16 protein-coding genes and 3 riboswitches are annotated in these 16,764 nt (G+C 55.2%); of the genes, 12 read left to right on the top strand and 4 right to left on the bottom strand.

Going from position 1 to position 16,764, the window contains the following annotated elements:
- From AC3WQH_RS03675 to kynB, 3 genes are all read left to right on the top strand, one after another.
- The coding region (locus tag AC3WQH_RS03675) for a hypothetical protein (protein ID WP_492331912.1) at positions 1 to 919 on the top strand (919 nt) is incomplete at its 5' end.
- 91 nt (positions 920 to 1,010) lie between these two features.
- A complete protein-coding gene (locus AC3WQH_RS03680; RefSeq protein ID WP_025844976.1) occupies positions 1,011 to 2,192 on the top strand; it encodes an ATP-binding protein in 1,182 nt (393 codons plus the stop codon).
- 139 nt (positions 2,193 to 2,331) lie between these two features.
- Complete coding sequence (gene kynB, locus AC3WQH_RS03685) at positions 2,332 to 2,949, top strand: arylformamidase (RefSeq protein ID WP_005829717.1); 618 nt, start codon at positions 2,332 to 2,334, stop codon at positions 2,947 to 2,949.
- Between the two features lie 78 nt (positions 2,950 to 3,027).
- Here kynB and AC3WQH_RS03690 read toward each other — a convergent pair whose 3' ends face one another.
- Positions 3,028 to 4,230: a saccharopine dehydrogenase family protein gene (locus AC3WQH_RS03690; protein WP_026557371.1), complete on the bottom strand. Its 1,203-nt coding sequence runs from the start codon at positions 4,228 to 4,230 to the stop codon at positions 3,028 to 3,030.
- Between the two features lie 369 nt (positions 4,231 to 4,599).
- Between AC3WQH_RS03690 and zwf the strand changes: the two genes are divergently transcribed.
- The 5 genes from zwf to AC3WQH_RS03715 all read left to right on the top strand — a co-directional run bounded on the left by zwf (position 4,600) and on the right by AC3WQH_RS03715 (position 11,106).
- Positions 4,600 to 6,099: a glucose-6-phosphate dehydrogenase gene (gene zwf, locus AC3WQH_RS03695; protein WP_005829721.1), complete on the top strand. Its 1,500-nt coding sequence runs from the start codon at positions 4,600 to 4,602 to the stop codon at positions 6,097 to 6,099.
- A 138-nt stretch (positions 6,100 to 6,237) separates the two neighbouring features.
- On the top strand, positions 6,238 to 7,290 hold the full coding sequence (locus AC3WQH_RS03700) for a Gfo/Idh/MocA family protein (RefSeq protein WP_492331913.1): 1,053 nt from the start codon (positions 6,238 to 6,240) through the stop codon (positions 7,288 to 7,290).
- A complete protein-coding gene (locus AC3WQH_RS03705) occupies positions 7,277 to 7,897 on the top strand; it encodes a cyclase family protein (RefSeq protein ID WP_005829724.1) in 621 nt (206 codons plus the stop codon). Before AC3WQH_RS03700 ends, AC3WQH_RS03705 begins: the two co-directional genes overlap by 14 nt.
- A gap of 216 nt (positions 7,898 to 8,113) precedes the next feature.
- A complete protein-coding gene (locus AC3WQH_RS03710) occupies positions 8,114 to 8,629 on the top strand; it encodes a DinB family protein (protein WP_005829727.1) in 516 nt (171 codons plus the stop codon).
- A gap of 105 nt (positions 8,630 to 8,734) precedes the next feature.
- Positions 8,735 to 8,934: riboswitch (cobalamin riboswitch) on the top strand.
- Between the two features lie 465 nt (positions 8,935 to 9,399).
- Positions 9,400 to 9,507: riboswitch (SAM riboswitch) on the top strand.
- 143 nt (positions 9,508 to 9,650) lie between these two features.
- Positions 9,651 to 9,760: riboswitch (SAM riboswitch) on the top strand.
- A gap of 83 nt (positions 9,761 to 9,843) precedes the next feature.
- A complete protein-coding gene (locus tag AC3WQH_RS03715; protein ID WP_007786304.1) occupies positions 9,844 to 11,106 on the top strand; it encodes a homoserine dehydrogenase in 1,263 nt (420 codons plus the stop codon).
- A 66-nt stretch (positions 11,107 to 11,172) separates the two neighbouring features.
- On the opposite strand, the gene AC3WQH_RS03720 is transcribed toward AC3WQH_RS03715, so the two are convergent.
- Together AC3WQH_RS03720 and AC3WQH_RS03725 are read right to left on the bottom strand one after the other, a co-directional pair.
- Complete coding sequence (locus tag AC3WQH_RS03720; protein ID WP_007786301.1) at positions 11,173 to 11,328, bottom strand: hypothetical protein; 156 nt, start codon at positions 11,326 to 11,328, stop codon at positions 11,173 to 11,175.
- A 153-nt stretch (positions 11,329 to 11,481) separates the two neighbouring features.
- Positions 11,482 to 12,621: a CapA family protein gene (locus AC3WQH_RS03725; RefSeq protein WP_005829732.1), complete on the bottom strand. Its 1,140-nt coding sequence runs from the start codon at positions 12,619 to 12,621 to the stop codon at positions 11,482 to 11,484.
- Positions 12,622 to 12,698: 77 nt separating this feature from the next.
- Between AC3WQH_RS03725 and AC3WQH_RS03730 the strand changes: the two genes are divergently transcribed.
- The 4 genes from AC3WQH_RS03730 (at position 12,699) to AC3WQH_RS03745 (ending at position 16,091) form a co-directional block, all read left to right on the top strand.
- Positions 12,699 to 13,505, top strand: coding sequence for a VOC family protein (locus AC3WQH_RS03730; RefSeq protein WP_007786298.1), 807 nt, complete (start codon positions 12,699 to 12,701; stop codon positions 13,503 to 13,505).
- 42 nt (positions 13,506 to 13,547) lie between these two features.
- Positions 13,548 to 13,955, top strand: a complete 408-nt coding sequence (locus tag AC3WQH_RS03735; protein ID WP_025844961.1) for an NUDIX hydrolase — start codon at positions 13,548 to 13,550, stop codon at positions 13,953 to 13,955.
- A gap of 221 nt (positions 13,956 to 14,176) precedes the next feature.
- Positions 14,177 to 15,253, top strand: coding sequence for a P-loop NTPase family protein (locus AC3WQH_RS03740; RefSeq protein WP_310669777.1), 1,077 nt, complete (start codon positions 14,177 to 14,179; stop codon positions 15,251 to 15,253).
- Between the two features lies 1 nt (position 15,254).
- Positions 15,255 to 16,091, top strand: coding sequence for an alpha/beta hydrolase (locus tag AC3WQH_RS03745; protein ID WP_005829740.1), 837 nt, complete (start codon positions 15,255 to 15,257; stop codon positions 16,089 to 16,091).
- A 179-nt stretch (positions 16,092 to 16,270) separates the two neighbouring features.
- Here AC3WQH_RS03745 and AC3WQH_RS03750 read toward each other — a convergent pair whose 3' ends face one another.
- Complete coding sequence (locus AC3WQH_RS03750; RefSeq protein WP_005829742.1) at positions 16,271 to 16,753, bottom strand: CcdC family protein; 483 nt, start codon at positions 16,751 to 16,753, stop codon at positions 16,271 to 16,273.
- Positions 16,754 to 16,764 lie beyond the last annotated feature (11 nt).

Raw genomic sequence — 16,764 nt, forward strand, 5'->3', positions numbered from 1 at the left:
GGTCAAGGCGGCGGCAAAGGCATCGGTGGCGGAGCAGGTCAAGGCGGCGGCAAAGGCATCGGTGGCGGAGCAGGTCAAGGTGGCGGAGCGGGCCAAGGTGGCGGAGCGGGCCAAGGCGGCGGAGCGGGCCAAGGCGGCGGAGCGGGCCAAGGCGGCGGAGCGAGCCAAGGCGGCGGAGCGGGCCAAGGTGGCGGAGCGGGCCAAGGTGGCGGAGCGGGCCAAGGCGGCGGAGCGGGCCAAGGTGGCGGAGCGGGCCAAGGTGGCGGAGCAGGCCAAGGTGGCGGTTTCGGCGGTGGTGCTGGTGAAGGCGGCGGAGCAGGCCAAGGTGGCGGAGTCGGCGAAGGAGAAGGTCGCGGCAAAGGCTACGGCGGCGGAGCTGGTGAGGGCGAAGGCCGCGGTAAAGGCATTGGCGGCGAAACTGGCGAAGGAGAAGGCCGCGGCAAAGGCATCGGCGGTGAAGCTGAAGAAGAGGAAGGCGGCAAAGGAAATGGCAACGGCGGCGGCACCGGAGAAGGTGGCAAAGGAAATGGCAACGGCGGCGGCACCGGAGAAGGTGGCAAAGGTAACGGCAACGGTGGCGGCACTGGAGAAGGCGGCAAAGGAAATGGCAATGGAGGCGGTAACGGAAACGGCTCCGGTAATGGAACTGGCAAAGACAACGGCAAAGATGCCGGGGACAATGAAGGAACCGGAAAGGACTAAGCCTGACTTGTCAACCAAAAACGCTTCGTTTCTCTCGCAGAGACGAAGCGTTTTTTTTTGCTTTCCGCCAATTCCAGCGACCCAAATCTTTCGAAAAACAGTTCCAAAGAAACAGCCGTCCGTTTCTTTCGGCCTCTGCTCATTTCCGACTTTCCATATTCTGATTGCAGGACGTTTGCATTATAATAAAGACGTCTACGCTCCTTTTTTTGGATAGGATGAAAGGCTTTTTACCTAGCATGAAAGTCATGCCAACGCAAGCTGCACATACATAAAAACGAAGTAAATGATGGCAGAGGATGAAGTACATGGCGAAAATAGAGATCATAAAAAGCATGCTGAGCGAGGACGAGGAAAATGCCCATGGATGGCTTCTGTTGGGGTTGGAGCATGCGGAGCAGGGGGATCGCACGGCAGCATTGCAGGCTTTTACGAAAGCTCTCACGTATGGAAACGAGAAGATAACAGGCAAAATTGCGGCAGAATTGCATAAGCTGCAAGGAGAATCCACGTTTTTTCCAGCGGAAAAAGGGAGCGAGTTTTGGCAACCCTCTACATACGGTTCGACGCCCGCTGTGCGGAATCAGGGGATGGAGACGAGCGATGGGCGTGAAACTGCGAAACACGCGGAGCGATTCGATAGCACGATCCGCTATCACTCGGTTGGCGGCTTGCATCCTATCAAAGCGGCGATTCACGATACGCTTTTCGCTCCCACCGGGCAGTTGGAGCGGCAGGCTGAATTTGTCCGGCAAAAGGGCGTGCTGCTTTACGGCCCACCAGGGTGCGGCAAGTCGTTGCTCGCCAAAGCGACGGCCGGGGAGTACGGCGCTCACTTTCTGCGATTGCCTGCAACACAGAGAGGAGAGGCTGTATTGGACAGGGCTGGTTCCGCTGCGTCTTCTCTCTTATGGCCTGCTGCTTCAAGAGAATCGACGCTTCTCGCTTTTTGGGACGAGCTGGATGGGACGCATTGCCAGCCGGGCGTTTTTTCCAACTATAGCAGCCCCCAGCCTGTTGAAAAGTGGCTTTCGCAGCTAGCAGAGCTGGGGAGCAGGCTGCTCATTTTGGGAGCGACAAATGTGCCATGGGAAATCGACCCCGCTTGGATGCGGGAAAGCGGCTTTGCGCACCTGCTTTTTGTCGGGCCACCTGACCGGGCCGCGCGAGAAGATATTTTTCGCCTGAAGTTGAAAGGCCGCCCCGCTGAGCCGCTTGATTACTCGCAACTGGCGGGATGGACCGAGTTTTATTCGGGAGCGGATATTGAATACGTGGTGGAGCTTGCGACCGAGCAAGTTTTGCATGACGTCTGGACAAAAGGCATCGAAAGACCGATCCAAATGAGCGACCTGCGCGAGTCGATCGCGGCTACTCGACCGACGACAATCGAGTGGCTCAGGACAATCAAGGAGCAGTTGCCAACGATCAACACAGATGGCGATTATGCGGCTGTGGAACAATATCTCGCTATGCATCGGCGCATTTAAACAAGGAGGACCGCATTCACGAAAAGCGAGTGAGGCGGTGCTCCTTTTTTGCGGAATAGAAAGAATATTGACGCAACGTCTGTCTTTCTATAATCTGAGGGTAATCGAGCAGATCCAGCAAATAATGGGAGGAATCGACATGAAGCTGTACGACATATCTCGCCCGCTAACGGCAGCTACGCCGACCTGGCCAGGTGATACCGCTTATCGTTATACCGTAAACTGGCCGAAGGCAGAGAGCGGCTCTGTCAATGTAGGAAAGCTCGTGATGAGCATCCATACGGGGACACATGTAGATGCTCCTTTTCATTTTGACGATGCGGGCAAAAAGACGCTTGAATTGCCGCTCGATCTGTATGTGGGAGCGGCGCGAGTCGTAGATGTGTCGGGACGCGCGAGCATTGGCGCTGACGATTTGGCGGGAGTCGATCTGTCAGGCGTGACGCGTTTGCTGCTGAAAACGTTGTCGTGGTCCGACCCCGAGCAGTTTCCCGCAGAGATATGCTACCTTCGCCCTGATTTGCCGCCGTATTTGGCCGAGAGAGGCATCCGGCTGCTCGGCGTGGATGTGCCTTCTGTCGACCCGCTGGCCAGCAAGGAGCTGCCCGCTCATCACGGCTTGCACCAGCATGGCATCTATATTTTGGAAGGACTTTTGCTGGACGCGATCGAGCCTGGCGACTACGAGCTGATTGCCCTGCCGCTCGCCCTGGCCGATGCCGATGGCAGCCCGGTCCGCGCCATCCTCCGCCGCTAAAGCGAAGACAGACGAAAAACCGTCTATACCGGGAAGCGGCATGCACGGTTCTTCTGTGCCTTTATCTCAACTTACGCCCTACTTGATTTGCAAAAGAGGGGAAGTTTTCTCGATGACATCCCAGTTCATGCCGCGCGCCTTCAGCCGCTCCAAAAACGGGATCGGGTCGATCAGCTCGGGTGGGATGCAGCCTGTTATGGTAAGCAGCCCCTCTGCCATCATGTCTACGGCAACGACAGGCGGGATGCCGGTTTGCCAGATCGTTGCCTGAAACTCGGTTTTTTGGAAAACCTCGTCATGATTGGCGATCGTGTAGACGTAAACTTCTTTTCGCTTGTTATCCTTTCTGCCTTTGACGAGCGCGCCGACACTCGAATAGCCGTGAATTTTTCCGGCGAGGTCAACGGGCTTCGGCATGGTCGTGACGACGACGTCGCGCGGGGCGACGCGCACCCCTTTTACTTCAATTTCCTCGTCGCTGTCCAGCCCCAAATAGCGCAATACTTTCAACGTATTGACAAACTCCGGGTGCAGGGCGTACTTGAAGTCGACGTATTTGCAGCCTTTTGCTCGCCCAATCGTCTCGCCGAGCGTGGTTGCTTCTTCATGCTCCACGTTGTAGCAGTCCAGCCAGCCGATCGGCTCTGGAAATTCAAATTCTTCCTTGTTGGCAAAAGGGGTAGGAAAGTACTGCTCGCCTTTGGAGGCGGTCCAGTAGTTCGGCTTCGCGAGGCATTCCTGAATGGCTGTCTGCGGGCTGAAATACGAGCAAAAGCCGTCGTAATCGACGACAGAATTATCTCCGTCCCGAATCAAGATCGCGTCCACTTCATCGAGCGCATCGACGGCGTAACGCGCAGCGATGTTGGAAAAACCGGGATCGCAGCCAAGTCCCATAATCCCCAAAATTCCCGCTTTCCGAAAACGGTCGTTCCAGGAAAGCTGCTTTTGCAGCCATTGCGGACCGCAGGAAGCTGTGTCAATATAGTGCGTTCTTGTGTGCAGACAAGCCTCCATGACAGCGAGGTTGTTTTCTGGCAAGCCAATATGCAATAAAAGGTCAATGTCGCCCAAAATGGATCGTACGCTGGATACGTCACGGGCATCCACGCGTTTTACCTGGATATCGACATCCGTCTCCCGGCGCAGCTCCTGAGCCAGCTCTGCCGCAGGGCCGATGGAGATGTCAGCCAGGACCAGCTTGGTTACAAACCGGGATTTGATAAGCTCACACGCGCTTACTTGTCCGACTCCGCCTACTCCTAAGATTGCGACTCGCATAGAGTCCTCCTCCCTGGTGACAAATCTGCTATCTTCGCATTCGGAACAGCCATTTTTGCAAAAATAACGAAACAGACGAGGGGCGATTCACTCCCGCCATTACATCATCAATGGGCTCGCGGGGACGCAAGCAAAGCATCATGGGAAACCTCCTTTTTAGGTGCTGGGATGTTCACCTGCCATGCAAGATAGCAAGGTGGATAGTACATGTATATGAACCGTTCCTCACGTCCCATGCGCGACAGCGTGCGATCAAAAACAATTCTTTGCAGGTGTTTTGCTTGATAAAGTGGCCGTTTTCTCTAATAATAACGGTGTGTACCTACGATGCATTCAGCATGGCAAGCGTACGGAAGGAAGGAAACGCATATGGAACCGATGAGCTTTGTCCTTTTTGGTGCTACAGGAGATTTGGCGAAACGCAAAATTTTTCCGGCGTTGTTTAATTTATATGTCGATAAAAAGCTGCCTGCTGCCTTTTCCATTGTCGGAGTGGGCAGGAGAGCATGGTCTGATACGGCGTTTATCCAAAGTGTAGAGCAGTCCATCCGGGAGTTTTCCCGTCGCCACGAGATCGACCAGGCGGTGCTTGCACCATTTTTGGCGGCGTTCTCGTATGTGGCAGTCGATGTGACGGATGCTGCGGGATACGCGTCGTTGCTTGAGCGGGTGGAGCAGCGGGAAAAGGAGTTCAACCTCCCGCAAAACCGGATGTTTTATTTGTCGGTGGCGCCCGAGTATTTTGAAGTGATTGCGGCCAACATCCAGGAGAGCGGACTCGGCTCTCCACAGGGCTGGAAGCGCCTGATTATCGAAAAGCCGTTTGGGCGCGACCTGCAATCGGCCGAAGACTTGAATCAGAAGCTGACGAAAGCTTTTACCGAAGAAGAAATTTACCGCATCGATCATTATTTGGGCAAGGCCATGGTGCAAAATCTGGAGGCGCTGGAGTTCGCCAACCCTGTGTTTGCCGCGCTGTGGAACAATCGGCACATCGCAAACGTGCAGATTACAGCCAGCGAGACGGTCGGAGTGGAAGAAAGGGCAGGCTTTTACGAGCAGGCCGGAGCACTCCGCGACATGGTGCAAAACCACATGCTGCAAATGCTGATGATGGTCGCCATGCACATCCCCAAGCGGATTACGGCAACCGATATTCGGGCACAAAAGCGCAAGGTGATGGAGGCAGTGCGGCCGCTGAAAATAGAAGAGGTGGCGCAAAACGTCGTGCGCGCCCAGTACAGTGCCGGGCAAATCGGGGAGACGCCTGTTGTTGGCTACCGGGACGAGCCGGGGGTATCGCCTGCGTCCATGACGGAAACGTATATCGCAGCGCGCGTTTGGATCGACGACCCGTTTTGGAGCGGTGTGCCTTTTTACATTCGCACAGGAAAGCGGCTGAAGGAAAAAGCGACCCGCATCGTCATCGAATTCAAAAACCCTTTGGAGCGGCTGTACCGGGAGCAGCAAGAAAAGACATTGCCCAACCTGCTCATCATCAACGTCCATCCCGAAGAAGGAATCGCCTTGCAGTTGAATAGTAAGAATCCGGCCAATAGCGGAAAAATTGAGCCTGTCACGGTTGACTTCAGCGCAGGCCACCAGGACGTGCCAGAGGCGTACGAACGACTGCTGTTCGATGCGCTGCGCGGCGATTCCACTTACTTCGCCCACTGGAACGAAGTGCGGCTGTCGTGGAAATGGGTGGAGCCGATCCTTGCCGCCTTCGAACGCAATCTCGTTCCGCTCGTCTCGTATGAGGCAGGTTCACACGGTCCGGAGGCCGCGCGTGATTTGCTTCGGGAAGAAGGATTTTCCTGGTGGCTAGATCATGTAGAAGAACGTGAGCTGGAGCCAGTGCATCGGTAGTGTGTGCAGAGGGAGTGTCGGGCGCACGAGCGAAAAGGCTACGTGCCCAACCCGGCCCCTTCGACCAGCCAGCGAAAAACTGCCTGCAAATCCCACGACTTTCGGCCAATCAGCCCAAAAACAAGGGGGAAGCGATTCATGCGATTTGGCGTAATCGGTACCAACTGGATTACAGAAGAGTTCATCCAGGCAGGCCATACGGTAGAGGGCTTTTCCCTGCAAGCTGTTTGCTCGCGAACGCTCGAGCGCGCCAAGGAATTTGCGGCCAAGTTCGCGGCTCCTTTTTTCTACACGAATCCCGCAGAGATGGCGGCGAGCGGACAAATCGACGCCGTCTACATTGCCAGCCCCAATTGCTTTCATGCCGAGCAGGCCATCCTGTGCATGAGCTTGGGGCTGCACGTCTTGTGCGAAAAGCCGCTCGCCTCGAATGCGGACGAAGTAGAGGCGATGCTTGCGGCGGCGAAAAAGCATGATGTTCTGCTCATGGAAGCGGTCAAATCGACCCTCGTGCCGAACTTTTTTACGATTCAGGACCATTTGCCCAAGCTGGGGAAAATTCGCCGCTTCATCGCCAGCAATTGCCAGTATTCCTCCCGCTACGATGCGTATCGCGCGGGCGAGGTGCTGCGGGCTTTTGACCCGGCTTACTCCAACGGAGCCTTGATGGATATCGGGATTTACTGTCTCTATCCGGCAATCGTTCTGTTTGGCAAGCCGGAGCAGGTCAAGGCAGAAGGAGTTGTGCTGGCGTCAGGGGTAGACGGAGAAGGCAGCATTCTTTTGAAGTACGAAGAGATGGACGCCATCCTCAGCTTTTCCAAGATTACCACCTCCTATCAGCCAGCGGAAATCCAGGGGGAGGACGCCACGATGGTGATCGATAAAATCAATCACCTGACGCGCATCGAGATTCGCTACCGAGACGGCAGGATCGAGGATGTGACCAGGCCCCAGACGTCGAAGGCGATGCACTACGAAATCAGGGAGTTTATCCGGCTGGCTTCGGCGGGCGCCAGAGAGTCGGCGACCAATTCACATGCAGCCTCCCGATTGACGATGGAAGTCATGGACGAAGCGAGAAGGCAAATCGGCGTCGTCTTCCCGGCCGATTTGCGGCGCGGAAGCAAGCATCCGGAGACAGGGAAGAACGAACAAAACAGGGAGGCGAAACGCGATGAAAATGTTTGATGTGACCGCACCTATTTTTGAAGGGATGACGGTGTACAAAAACAAGCCGGAAAAGCAGCCGAAGATTTTGTCTGCAACAAACGGCTACGTGACCGAGTCGAGAATCGACATGGATGTGCATTCTGGCACACATGTGGACGCGCCGCTGCACATGGTGAAGGACGGGGAGACGTTTGAAAGCATTTCGCTGGAAAAGCTGGTAGGAAACTGCCGCGTACTCGACCTGACGCATGTGGAAGACAAGATCGGGCGAGCCGAGCTGGAAGGTTACGACATTGCGTCGGGAGAGTTTGTCCTGTTTCAAACGAAAAATTCGTGGGAGGATGCTTTTTCGTTCGAGTTCGTCTATTTGGCACAAGACGGCGCAGCGTATTTGGCGGAAAAAGGCGTGCGCGGTGTCGGCACGGATGCATTGGGGATTGAGCGCAGCCAGGAAGGACACCCAACCCACAAAACGTTGTTTGGCGCAGGCGTGATCGTGATTGAGGGCTTGCGGCTTCGCGAGGTGCCCGCAGGAAAATACTTCATGGTTGCTGCCCCGTTAAAGCTGGTCGGCACAGACGCTGCTCCGGCAAGGGTGCTGTTGTTTGAGGGCTGGCAGGGATGAAGGTAAATAAAGCGTTCGCAGGGGGGAGCTGCGGGTTCGGGTACGGGTTCGGGCACGGATACGTATGCCCAACTGCTTTGCGCGACAGAGGGTCTGGCTTGCTATCCCTTTAAAACGGCCGTGATGTTACCACAGAGCATCTGAAAACCGGATGCTCCAAGAAAAGGCCAGACAGCAAAGGAATGACCGTTCCCAAAATCAAAGGAGGCGAAAAGCATGCCAAGTCGACCAAATCGCGAGGAATACGGGGAGTATTTTGCCTACTATGTCGAGCAAGTGCCAGAAGGCGAGTTGACAGCCGTACTGGCGAAGCAACTGGCGCAGACCGTCGAGATGTATGCCGGGCTTACCGAGGCGCAAGCGGAGTATCGCTACGCGCCGGGCAAATGGACCGTAAAAGAAGTGTTGGGGCATCTGATCGATACGGAGCGGATTATGAGCTACCGCTTGCTGCGAATTGCCCGGGGAGATCAGACACCGCTCGTCGGATTTGACGAAAATGCGTATGTTGCGCAAGCTTTTTTTCAGAAACGCGACCTGGCCGATTTGCTCGAAGAATATCAGGCTGTTCGGCAGTCGACGCGCGCTCTGTTGCGGGGAGTGGCAGAGGAGGCGTGGACGCGAACAGGGACGGCCAACGGCAACAAACTGTCCGCACGCACTTTGGCCTATGTCATTGCCGGGCATGAGGCCCATCACTGTCGCATATTGCGGGAAAGGTATTCACTGTAGACGGTATGCAAAAGCGAACCGCGTTGATTTGATTCGTCCCTTTCGCTTGTTTATTCTACCATTTTTCAGGAAAAGTAGAATAGAATGGTAGTAACGATTTGCAAAATTGCATACGGGGGAACAGGTTCCTTGCGGCGATTCGCTGCTAAGGATAATAGGGAAGCTCGGTGCAAATCCGACACGGTCCCGCCACTGTAAGAGGGGAGTTTCGCGCACACAGGCCACTTGTCCAGCCGCTGGACAGGGAAGGCAGCGCCAGACGATGATCCCGAAGTCAGGAGACCTGCCTGTTTCAACAACACTGATGGACCTACGGGAGATAGGGAGGTGTTAGAGGACTCGCCATACTGGCAAACGGACAAGGATGTCTATTGCTTGCCTGCGCATTTTCTAACGATCGGATCTTTTTTCGATCAGTAGAAAATGCGTTTTTTGTTTTGGGGAGAGGAAATCGGCGCTGATTGACCGTGAGCAACTTAAAGGAGGGGGCAGCATGGTTCAGCTTTTCATCTGTCAATGGTGCGGTTATGTCGAAGAACGAGAGCTGTCGGGGGAAAGCGAGGAAGGGCTGGTCCGTTGCGTTTGCTGCAGTACGGAGGAAGTCGAAAGCGTTTTTGCCAGGTGAAGGCGACCGTACATTCGGAACGGTTGTCCCGTTTTTGGCCGTATCTGAACCGTTTCTGACCGCATCTAGCCTGGTTAAAAACGAAAAAGAATTTTGTTGACGAATGCTTTGGAATTTCTTAGAATAGGCTCAACAGCAAACAAAGTTCTTATCCAGAGAGGTGGAGGGTCTGGCCCGATGAAGCCCGGCAACCGTTGCGTAGTGCGACAAGGTGCCAATTCCTGCGGGGCGTTTTCGTTCCGAAAGATAAGAAGCGGGTACATCGTAGCAGTTATGACGAACCTTCTTCTTAGCGAAGAAGGTTTTTTGATGTTTCCGCTCAACAAAGGCTTTCTTTTCCAATAAGCTTTTCGCTTGGCCGCTTTCTCGACGAGAAAGAGCAAAAATTCATAGTTTTCTTTATCCAGAGAGGCGGAGGGACTGGCCCGATGAAGCCCGGCAACCGTCACACAGCTTGTGACAAGGTGCCAATTCCTGCAGGGCGGAAGCGTCCTGGGAGATAAGGAGAAGGATTTCGTTGATGCCAAAACCTTCTTCTTAGCGGGAAGGTTTTTTCTTTTTACGAAAATATTGCTATGAGGTGGTAGAAATGAGCGCAGGTGTAGTCAAGGTAGGGCTGCTTGGATTGGGAACAGTAGGGGGCGGCGTCATCAAGACGATTCGTTCGCAGCAGGAGAAGCTGGCTGCGAGATTGGGCAAGCGAATCGAAATTGTCAAAGCATTGGTCCGCGATTCGGAAAAAGAACGGGCCGTTCAGGTAGATCCCGCGCTTTTGACCACGGATTTTGAGGACGTGTTGAAAAGCGATGTGGACATTGTCGTCGAGGTGATGGGGGGCGTCGAGCCGACGTATGACTACGTCCGTGCCTTGATCGAAAAAGGCTGCCACGTGGTGACGGCGAACAAGGAGCTGCTTGCCAAACGCGGCACAGAGTTGGTCGATCTGGCAAACCGGCATCAGGTCCATCTGGCCTATGAGGCGAGCGTGGCAGGCGGCATCCCGATTTTGAGCGTGCTGCGACAGTTTTTGCGCACGAACGATATTCAAGGAGTGCGCGGCATTCTCAACGGTACGACGAACTTCATCCTGACGAAAATGGAAGCGGAGCAGCTTCCCTATCAGGAAGTGTTGAAGCAAGCGCAGGAGCTGGGGTATGCGGAAGCCGATCCGCGCTCTGACGTGGAAGGATTCGACGCGATGTACAAACTGTACATTCTCGCGCAGCTTGTGTACGGAGAATCGCTGCCGCTTGCAAATGTCGTGCGCAAAGGGATTGCCGATTTGTCTCCTGGTCACATCCGTATCGCAAACGAGCTGGGCTACCGGATCAAGCTGATTGCCCAGGCGCACAAAACAGAGCAAGGAATCCGGCTCTCGGTTCAGCCGACCATGCTGCCTGTCGCTCATCCGCTGGCGCAAATTCAGGATGCTTTCAACGCTGTTCAGCTTTCCGGAAACATCGTAGGCGATCTGCTGTTTACGGGCAGAGGCGCAGGCGAGCTGCCGACGGCAAGCGCCGTTGTCGAGGATTTGGCTTATTTGTTGACGCAGCCGTTTACCCCGCATCCGGCCTGGAAGGAAAAAACGGCCGAAGCGCAGCCGGGTCAATGGCAGGACGAGCGCGTGCTGTGTTATCTCGAAGGCTCGTGTCTCGCTGCGACGCCTGATCGCGTCCTGCATTTCTTGCGCGAGGCGGGCGTGACGGTGACGAAGCTGAAAGTCCAATTCGATCTGGGCGGAGTATTGCGCGCGGGGTTGATCGTAACAGGGATTCGCGAAGAGCACGAGGAAGTGCTGAAAAGCGATTTTGGCCTGTCCGTCCGCTGCTTCCCGCTGCTGGAAACGGCATAACCCGAAAAAGCGGCGCAAAAGAAAAAACGGGCAGGCAGCAAGGACGAATGCCAGATGGATGGCGTCCTACTGCCTGCCGTTTTTGTCCGAATGCTTGGGGGGATCAGGGGCGGAGCCGTTTTGCTGGTTTCCCGGGAAGACGGCTTTTTCCCATTTGGTCATGAAATAGCCCGAGAGCAGAAAAACGCCAATGGCTGCTACGGTAATGATGGCTCCTGTCATGCTCTCCCTCCTTTTGCTCGTAAAAGCGGTCTTGCTATGGTTTACGAATAAGGCTTGGAGAGGTTTCAGCCAAAAGAACAGGGATGCGCCCGTTTTTTCATGAGCGGCTTCCGGCTGAAGTGGCGAATAGGACGGGGGTTATACTATGCCATGCTAACTTCCCCGCACGCGGCCCTCTGCGTCAATCTGGACGTTTTCCGAGAGCGATTCGATTCGCTTGCGCAAAGCGGCTCCATCTGTGGCGTTCATCGGCACGGCTTGTCCCAGTTCGGCGTGGAACGGAAGCATTGTCAGGTCGCAGGCGGCGTTTTTCGTACAGCTTGCTTGCAGCACCATCGTTTCCCACGTTTTCGGCTCGGTCGAGCGCGTGAAAATGAAGTTGCCCAGGCTGTAGGCGATCCATTTGCCGCGATACTGCTCAAAGCCTTGCAGCACGTGCGGATGGCCGCCGACGATCAGGTCAGCGCCTGCGTCGATGTACGCCTTGGCGAGTTCTTTTTGATGATCGACGGGAAAGTCTTCGCGCTCTTTGCCCCAATGGGCGATCACGACGACGAGATCAGCCTGTGCTTTCGCCTGCTCGATGGCTTGGACGGCCAAGGCGGGGTCGTAGGTTCCCGCCAGTCCCGGCCCGTTTTTTTGCGCGAACCAGCTCACTTCCGGTATGACCCGGCTGAATCCGAGCACGGCGAGCCTGATGCCGTTTTTCTCCACAAAAACAGGCGCGAAGGCGCGGGTGGCATCGACTCCGCCCCCGACATAGGCGATCCGGTGTTCCTCCAGCGCGGCGAACGTATCGAGCAAGCCGTCTACGCCCTGATCCATCGAGTGGTTGTTCGCCAGATTGACCGCGTCGATTCCGGCGGCCTGCATGGCGGGCGCAGCCAAAGGGGACGACTTGTAGACGTACGCTTTGTTGTCGGCGGGAGTCCCTCTCGTCGTAAGCGGCGTCTCCAGGTTGGCGATGGTGTAGTCATCCTGCAAAAAAAGCGAGCGCACATGCGTGAACGGGTAGTCGTAGCCTTTTTCTAGCAAAACGTTTTCCACATTTCCTGCCATCATGACGTCCCCGACAAAGCTGAGCCGGACAGTCGGCTCCGGGGCAGCGACCGGCTCTGGTGCGGGAGTGGCTTTGGGAGCCTCGTGCTTGCCGAGCGCAGTGAAGCCGAGATAAGCGCCTGCCCCGAGGACGGCGAGCAAGCTGAAAAGCAGCGTATTTTTCCCTGCCCGAAGCCACTTTGGTTTTGTCTGTCTTCGCCGGGAGCGTCTCCGGCTGTGATTCGTCTCGTTCATGCTTCTCCTTTCTTCGCTAACGAAAAGCTGCTAAATTTTGCTATGATAAAGGTAATTACGAAAAGAGGCGAAAAAAGATGCAATTGTCCTTTGACCATCTGGTTCATTTTGTCCATCGTCCGCCCGCAGAAGCAGCGCGGCTGTTTCGCGAAGCCGGATTTCACGCTGTAACGGGAGGCAGGCACACCCATTGGGGGACATGGAACAGTCTCAGCTATTTTGGCTTGTCGTATGTGGAGTTTTTGGCGGTCGAGGATGCGGCGGTTGCCGGACGATCCGACAATCCGCTCATCGCGCAGTTGGTCGCGGAGCACGAGCTTGGCGAAGGGCTTGGACAAATCGCCTTGCGCACCAGCGAAATGGATCGGTGGGTGGAGCGATTTCGCGCGCTTGGGCTGAAGCTGACAGGGCCAGTAGACGGCAGCCGCACAAGAGACGACGGAAAAACATTGCGCTGGCGCATGCTGTTTGCCGAAGACCCGCAGACTGCGCGAAAGCTGCCGTTTTTGATTGAGTGGCAGGAGACAGACGAGGAGCGCCAGGCAGATTTGACGCAGCGCGGGATCATCGCTCCGCATCCGAACGGAGCAGCCGAGCTTCTGGCTGTCGGCTTCGCTGTCGCGAATTTGGACGCGGCTGCTGCGGACTGGACGCGGTGGTTCGGCTTGCAGGGCGGGGAAGTTTTCACGGATGAGCGACTGGGTGCGCGTTGCTTGTCGCTTGCGCTGCCCGGCGGAAGCATCGTCCTGTGTGAACCGACGCAGCCTGGAGCGGCGCAGCAGGCGTTAGCGGCGAGCGGAGAGCGTCCTTTTTTCGCGAAAATCGGCGCGGCGAATGCATTGCCGCTTCCGCACGACATTTGCGGCGGGATTTATCTCACTTGACGGACAGCAAAAGCAAGAAACCGGAAAAAAGGAGGCAAGCCTTTGACTGTACCTAAGCATTCACTGTCTGCTGCAGCGATCATTGTCAACGAGCGCAAGGAAGTGCTGCTGATAAAAGGCCCGAGGCGCGGCTGGGAGATGCCTGGCGGAAAAGTGGAGGAAGGCGAGTCCATCCGGGCGGCAGCCATCCGGGAGACGAAGGAAGAGTGCGGCTTGGACATCGAAATTACGAAGTTTTGCGGCGTGTTTCAAAACGTGAGCAAGTCGATCTGCAATGTGCTGTTTTTAGCGAGGCCGATTGGCGGGAAGCTGATCGCGACGCCCGAGTGTCTGGAAGCCGGGTTTTTCCCGATTGAAGAGGCGCTAACAAAGGTTACGTGGAGCAACTTCCGGCAGCGAATTGAGCTGTGCTTGCAGGAGGAAAAGCACCCGTTTTACGTGGAGTTTTGAAAGAACACGCAGCTTGGGAAAGCGGCGTGGGCGTGCAGAGACGAATCCACGACTCGGCGCAGGAACGAGTGAAAGAAGCTGTCCGGAGGCGGACAGCTTTTTTGTGTAGCCAATATACGTGCAACATAATAACGTAGTCAGAGTTGTCAGGAAATATTTTGTTTCTTTTTAGAGTAATAAATGTTACGCTTTGAAGTAATTGAATGGTAAGGAGGGAGCGCATGACGGATAACTTGACTCTTAATGTCGCCTTGCTCAGACGCAAGGTTCCCAACCTGACTGCAGCCGCTAAAGAGGCAGGCTTGCGGCCAGCTACGGTGTCCAATTTGTGTACGGGCAAAATTCCTGTCGGCCGGGCAGAGGTTCGCACGTTGGTGAGTCTGGCTGAGCTGGCAGGCTGTCGTCTTGACGATTTGATTATTCGCGGCGGGCAAACGAAAATGCTGGAGACGGGAATCAAGGTGATCGACGTTTTCGCCCCTGTCGTTCGCGGGGGGACGGTCGGGTTGGTGGCAAAGCCAGGGATGGGACAACTGGTCGTGCTGGCGGAGTTGTTTTTGCGCCTGAAGCAGACAGGCTTTACCCCTGTTTTCTGGCGCCCGGCTCGGGATGTCGTGGGCATGGAAGAGGTCATTTCAGAAGCGGCAGCCGTATGTGATAGCTGCGAAGAGTGCTTTCAAGCCATTTTGCAAGCAGAAGAACACGGCACAGCCGTACTGGCCGCTGACCGGTCTTACGTGTTATTTGGGGAGCTTGGCAAGTTGCGGGGCATGCTGGCCGAAGCGCGAGTAACAGACTTGACCGTATTTCTGATTGATGTGAGCGGCGTGGCCACGGAAGAGATTGTCCCCTATGGTCCGTTGGATACGCTTTGGCAATTTGATCTTGTCTTGTCCAGCAAGCGTTTTTATCCGGCGATTGATCCCGTAGCCTCTACCGCGACTTTGCTGGAAGACGCCCATTTCGAAAACCGTCATTTTACAGTCCAGCAAAAAGCCAAGAAACTGTTGCGCAGATACCGCGAGCTGGCACAATGGCTTGAAGCGAGCGAACAGGCTGCCGTTCCCCCGGAGGAAACGGAGACATTCGTGCGGGGCAGGAGACTGGAGCTGTACTTGACGCAGCCTTTTTACATCGCAGAGCCAGTGACCAAGCTTGCGGGAGTGTGGGTCAACGCCGCTGATTCATTGGAACATGTGTCGCGTATTGTAGAAGGAAAAACGGATGGGCTTGACCCGCAACTGCTTTTTTACATCGGTGGCTTGCCCGATACAGTGCCTACGGGGGAGATGGGGTAACGTGGAGCAAAACGAGCTGTTTGCCAAAAGAATCGTAATGAGGCCAAGCGACGAGAAGACTTCTCTTGTAGAGGTAAAAAAGGATGTCGTGTACAAGACATCCGATCGCGGCGATCTGAAAATGGACGTGTACTATCCAAAAGGGAGTGAGTGCTCCAAAGGGATGCCTGCTGTCATACTCATCCACGGAGACGGACCGTGGCATTTTTTGCAAACGATCAAGGACAGCGGACAATACGTATCGTGGGGACAGCTTCTTGCTGCGAGTGGCCTGATCGCTGTCACGTTTACCCATCGTTCCACGGAGAGGTTTTCCAAGCTTGATGAGGCTGTCCGGGATGTGGAGGACGCTTTGGCGTACATACGCGAGAGCGGAGAGCAGCTTGGCATCGCGCGCGAGCGACTCGGGATCTGGGTGTGCTCCGCCGGTGGCCCTGTCGGACTTCCGACTGCGCTGCGGAATAAGGCGGGTGACATTCGCTGTGTCGCCGCATTGTACGCGATTATGGATTTGTGGAGCGCGCGGGCTATGCTTCCTGATCTGGATGAGCAAACTTTGCGGGCTGCATCCGCACGGGCTGCTCTGGAGGAAGCGCCTGCAAACCTTCCGCCGCTTCTGGTAGCGAAAGCAGGGGCAGATCGGGCGGACTTGAACGCGACGATTGATGACTTCGTTTTGACCGCCTCCAAGCAAAATGTTTCTCTCGATTACTACCTCCATCCCGATGGTCGCCATGCTTTCGATCTCTGGGATGACGATTTGCGGAGCAAGCAGATCATTAACCACTCGGTAGCTTTTTTCCAAAATCATTTGCTGGAAGCAAACAGCGGTAGCTAAAAACAACGGTTCGCTTACACCCGGGCTTAACGTTACACATCGATCATGACCAGAGTGTAGCACGCTAACGGTGTCATCTTTTTCATCACGCATGGCGTCAAAACCATTTTCATACCAAAAAAGCAACCGCCTCCTCCCCCAAAAGAGGAAGCCGGTTGCTTTTTCGTTTTTCCTACGCCTCATTGCGTGCCAAACGTCTTTTTCGTCAATTGGCGGTACATGTACAGCATCGCGATTCGCCAAGGGACGAGCATGCCGAAAGCAAGCAGGAAAAACAGTCCGCCCGTCTGAATCGAGGTGAAGCTGTCGTTTATCACCAGCTTGATAATCACCCGGATGATTAACAGACCGACCAGGATGAAGAAAAAGGCTCGGGAGCGCTTGAGGTAGACGTCTTGGCCGATCACTTCGAAACGCGAAGTCATAATCAACGGAATCGAGAAAAACAACCCCGTGACAAAAGCCGCTACATCGTACATCGGCGGGAGCGCCGCCTCCGGAAAGAAAAACATCGCAAAGCCCGTCGCCATGAAGAAAGGCGGCAAGATAATGCTCTTTGCCGACACAGGCTTTTTTTGCCTGCGCATACGCACAAAGATGAGTGCAGTCGCCATCAGGAGCGGAACCAGAAGGCCGAATGTAGGGGAAGATAATATCTGCATGGAAAAAACGC

The organism is Brevibacillus sp. FW301-21C12A (genome assembly GCF_058788915.1).

Coding starts and splice junctions, on each gene's coding strand:
- zwf (WP_005829721.1), top strand. CDS start 4,600: ATGGAACCGATGAGCTTTGTCCTTTTTGGTGCTACAGGAGATTTGGCG.
- AC3WQH_RS03690 (WP_026557371.1), bottom strand. CDS start 4,230: ATGCGAGTCGCAATCTTAGGAGTAGGCGGAGTCGGACAAGTAAGCGCG.
- AC3WQH_RS03710 (WP_005829727.1), top strand. CDS start 8,114: ATGCCAAGTCGACCAAATCGCGAGGAATACGGGGAGTATTTTGCCTAC.
- AC3WQH_RS03725 (WP_005829732.1), bottom strand. CDS start 12,621: ATGAACGAGACGAATCACAGCCGGAGACGCTCCCGGCGAAGACAGACA.
- AC3WQH_RS03740 (WP_310669777.1), top strand. CDS start 14,177: ATGACGGATAACTTGACTCTTAATGTCGCCTTGCTCAGACGCAAGGTT.
- AC3WQH_RS03700 (WP_492331913.1), top strand. CDS start 6,238: ATGCGATTTGGCGTAATCGGTACCAACTGGATTACAGAAGAGTTCATC.
- AC3WQH_RS03750 (WP_005829742.1), bottom strand. CDS start 16,753: ATGCAGATATTATCTTCCCCTACATTCGGCCTTCTGGTTCCGCTCCTG.
- AC3WQH_RS03730 (WP_007786298.1), top strand. CDS start 12,699: ATGCAATTGTCCTTTGACCATCTGGTTCATTTTGTCCATCGTCCGCCC.
- AC3WQH_RS03680 (WP_025844976.1), top strand. CDS start 1,011: ATGGCGAAAATAGAGATCATAAAAAGCATGCTGAGCGAGGACGAGGAA.
- AC3WQH_RS03715 (WP_007786304.1), top strand. CDS start 9,844: ATGAGCGCAGGTGTAGTCAAGGTAGGGCTGCTTGGATTGGGAACAGTA.
- AC3WQH_RS03720 (WP_007786301.1), bottom strand. CDS start 11,328: ATGACAGGAGCCATCATTACCGTAGCAGCCATTGGCGTTTTTCTGCTC.
- AC3WQH_RS03705 (WP_005829724.1), top strand. CDS start 7,277: ATGAAAATGTTTGATGTGACCGCACCTATTTTTGAAGGGATGACGGTG.
- kynB (WP_005829717.1), top strand. CDS start 2,332: ATGAAGCTGTACGACATATCTCGCCCGCTAACGGCAGCTACGCCGACC.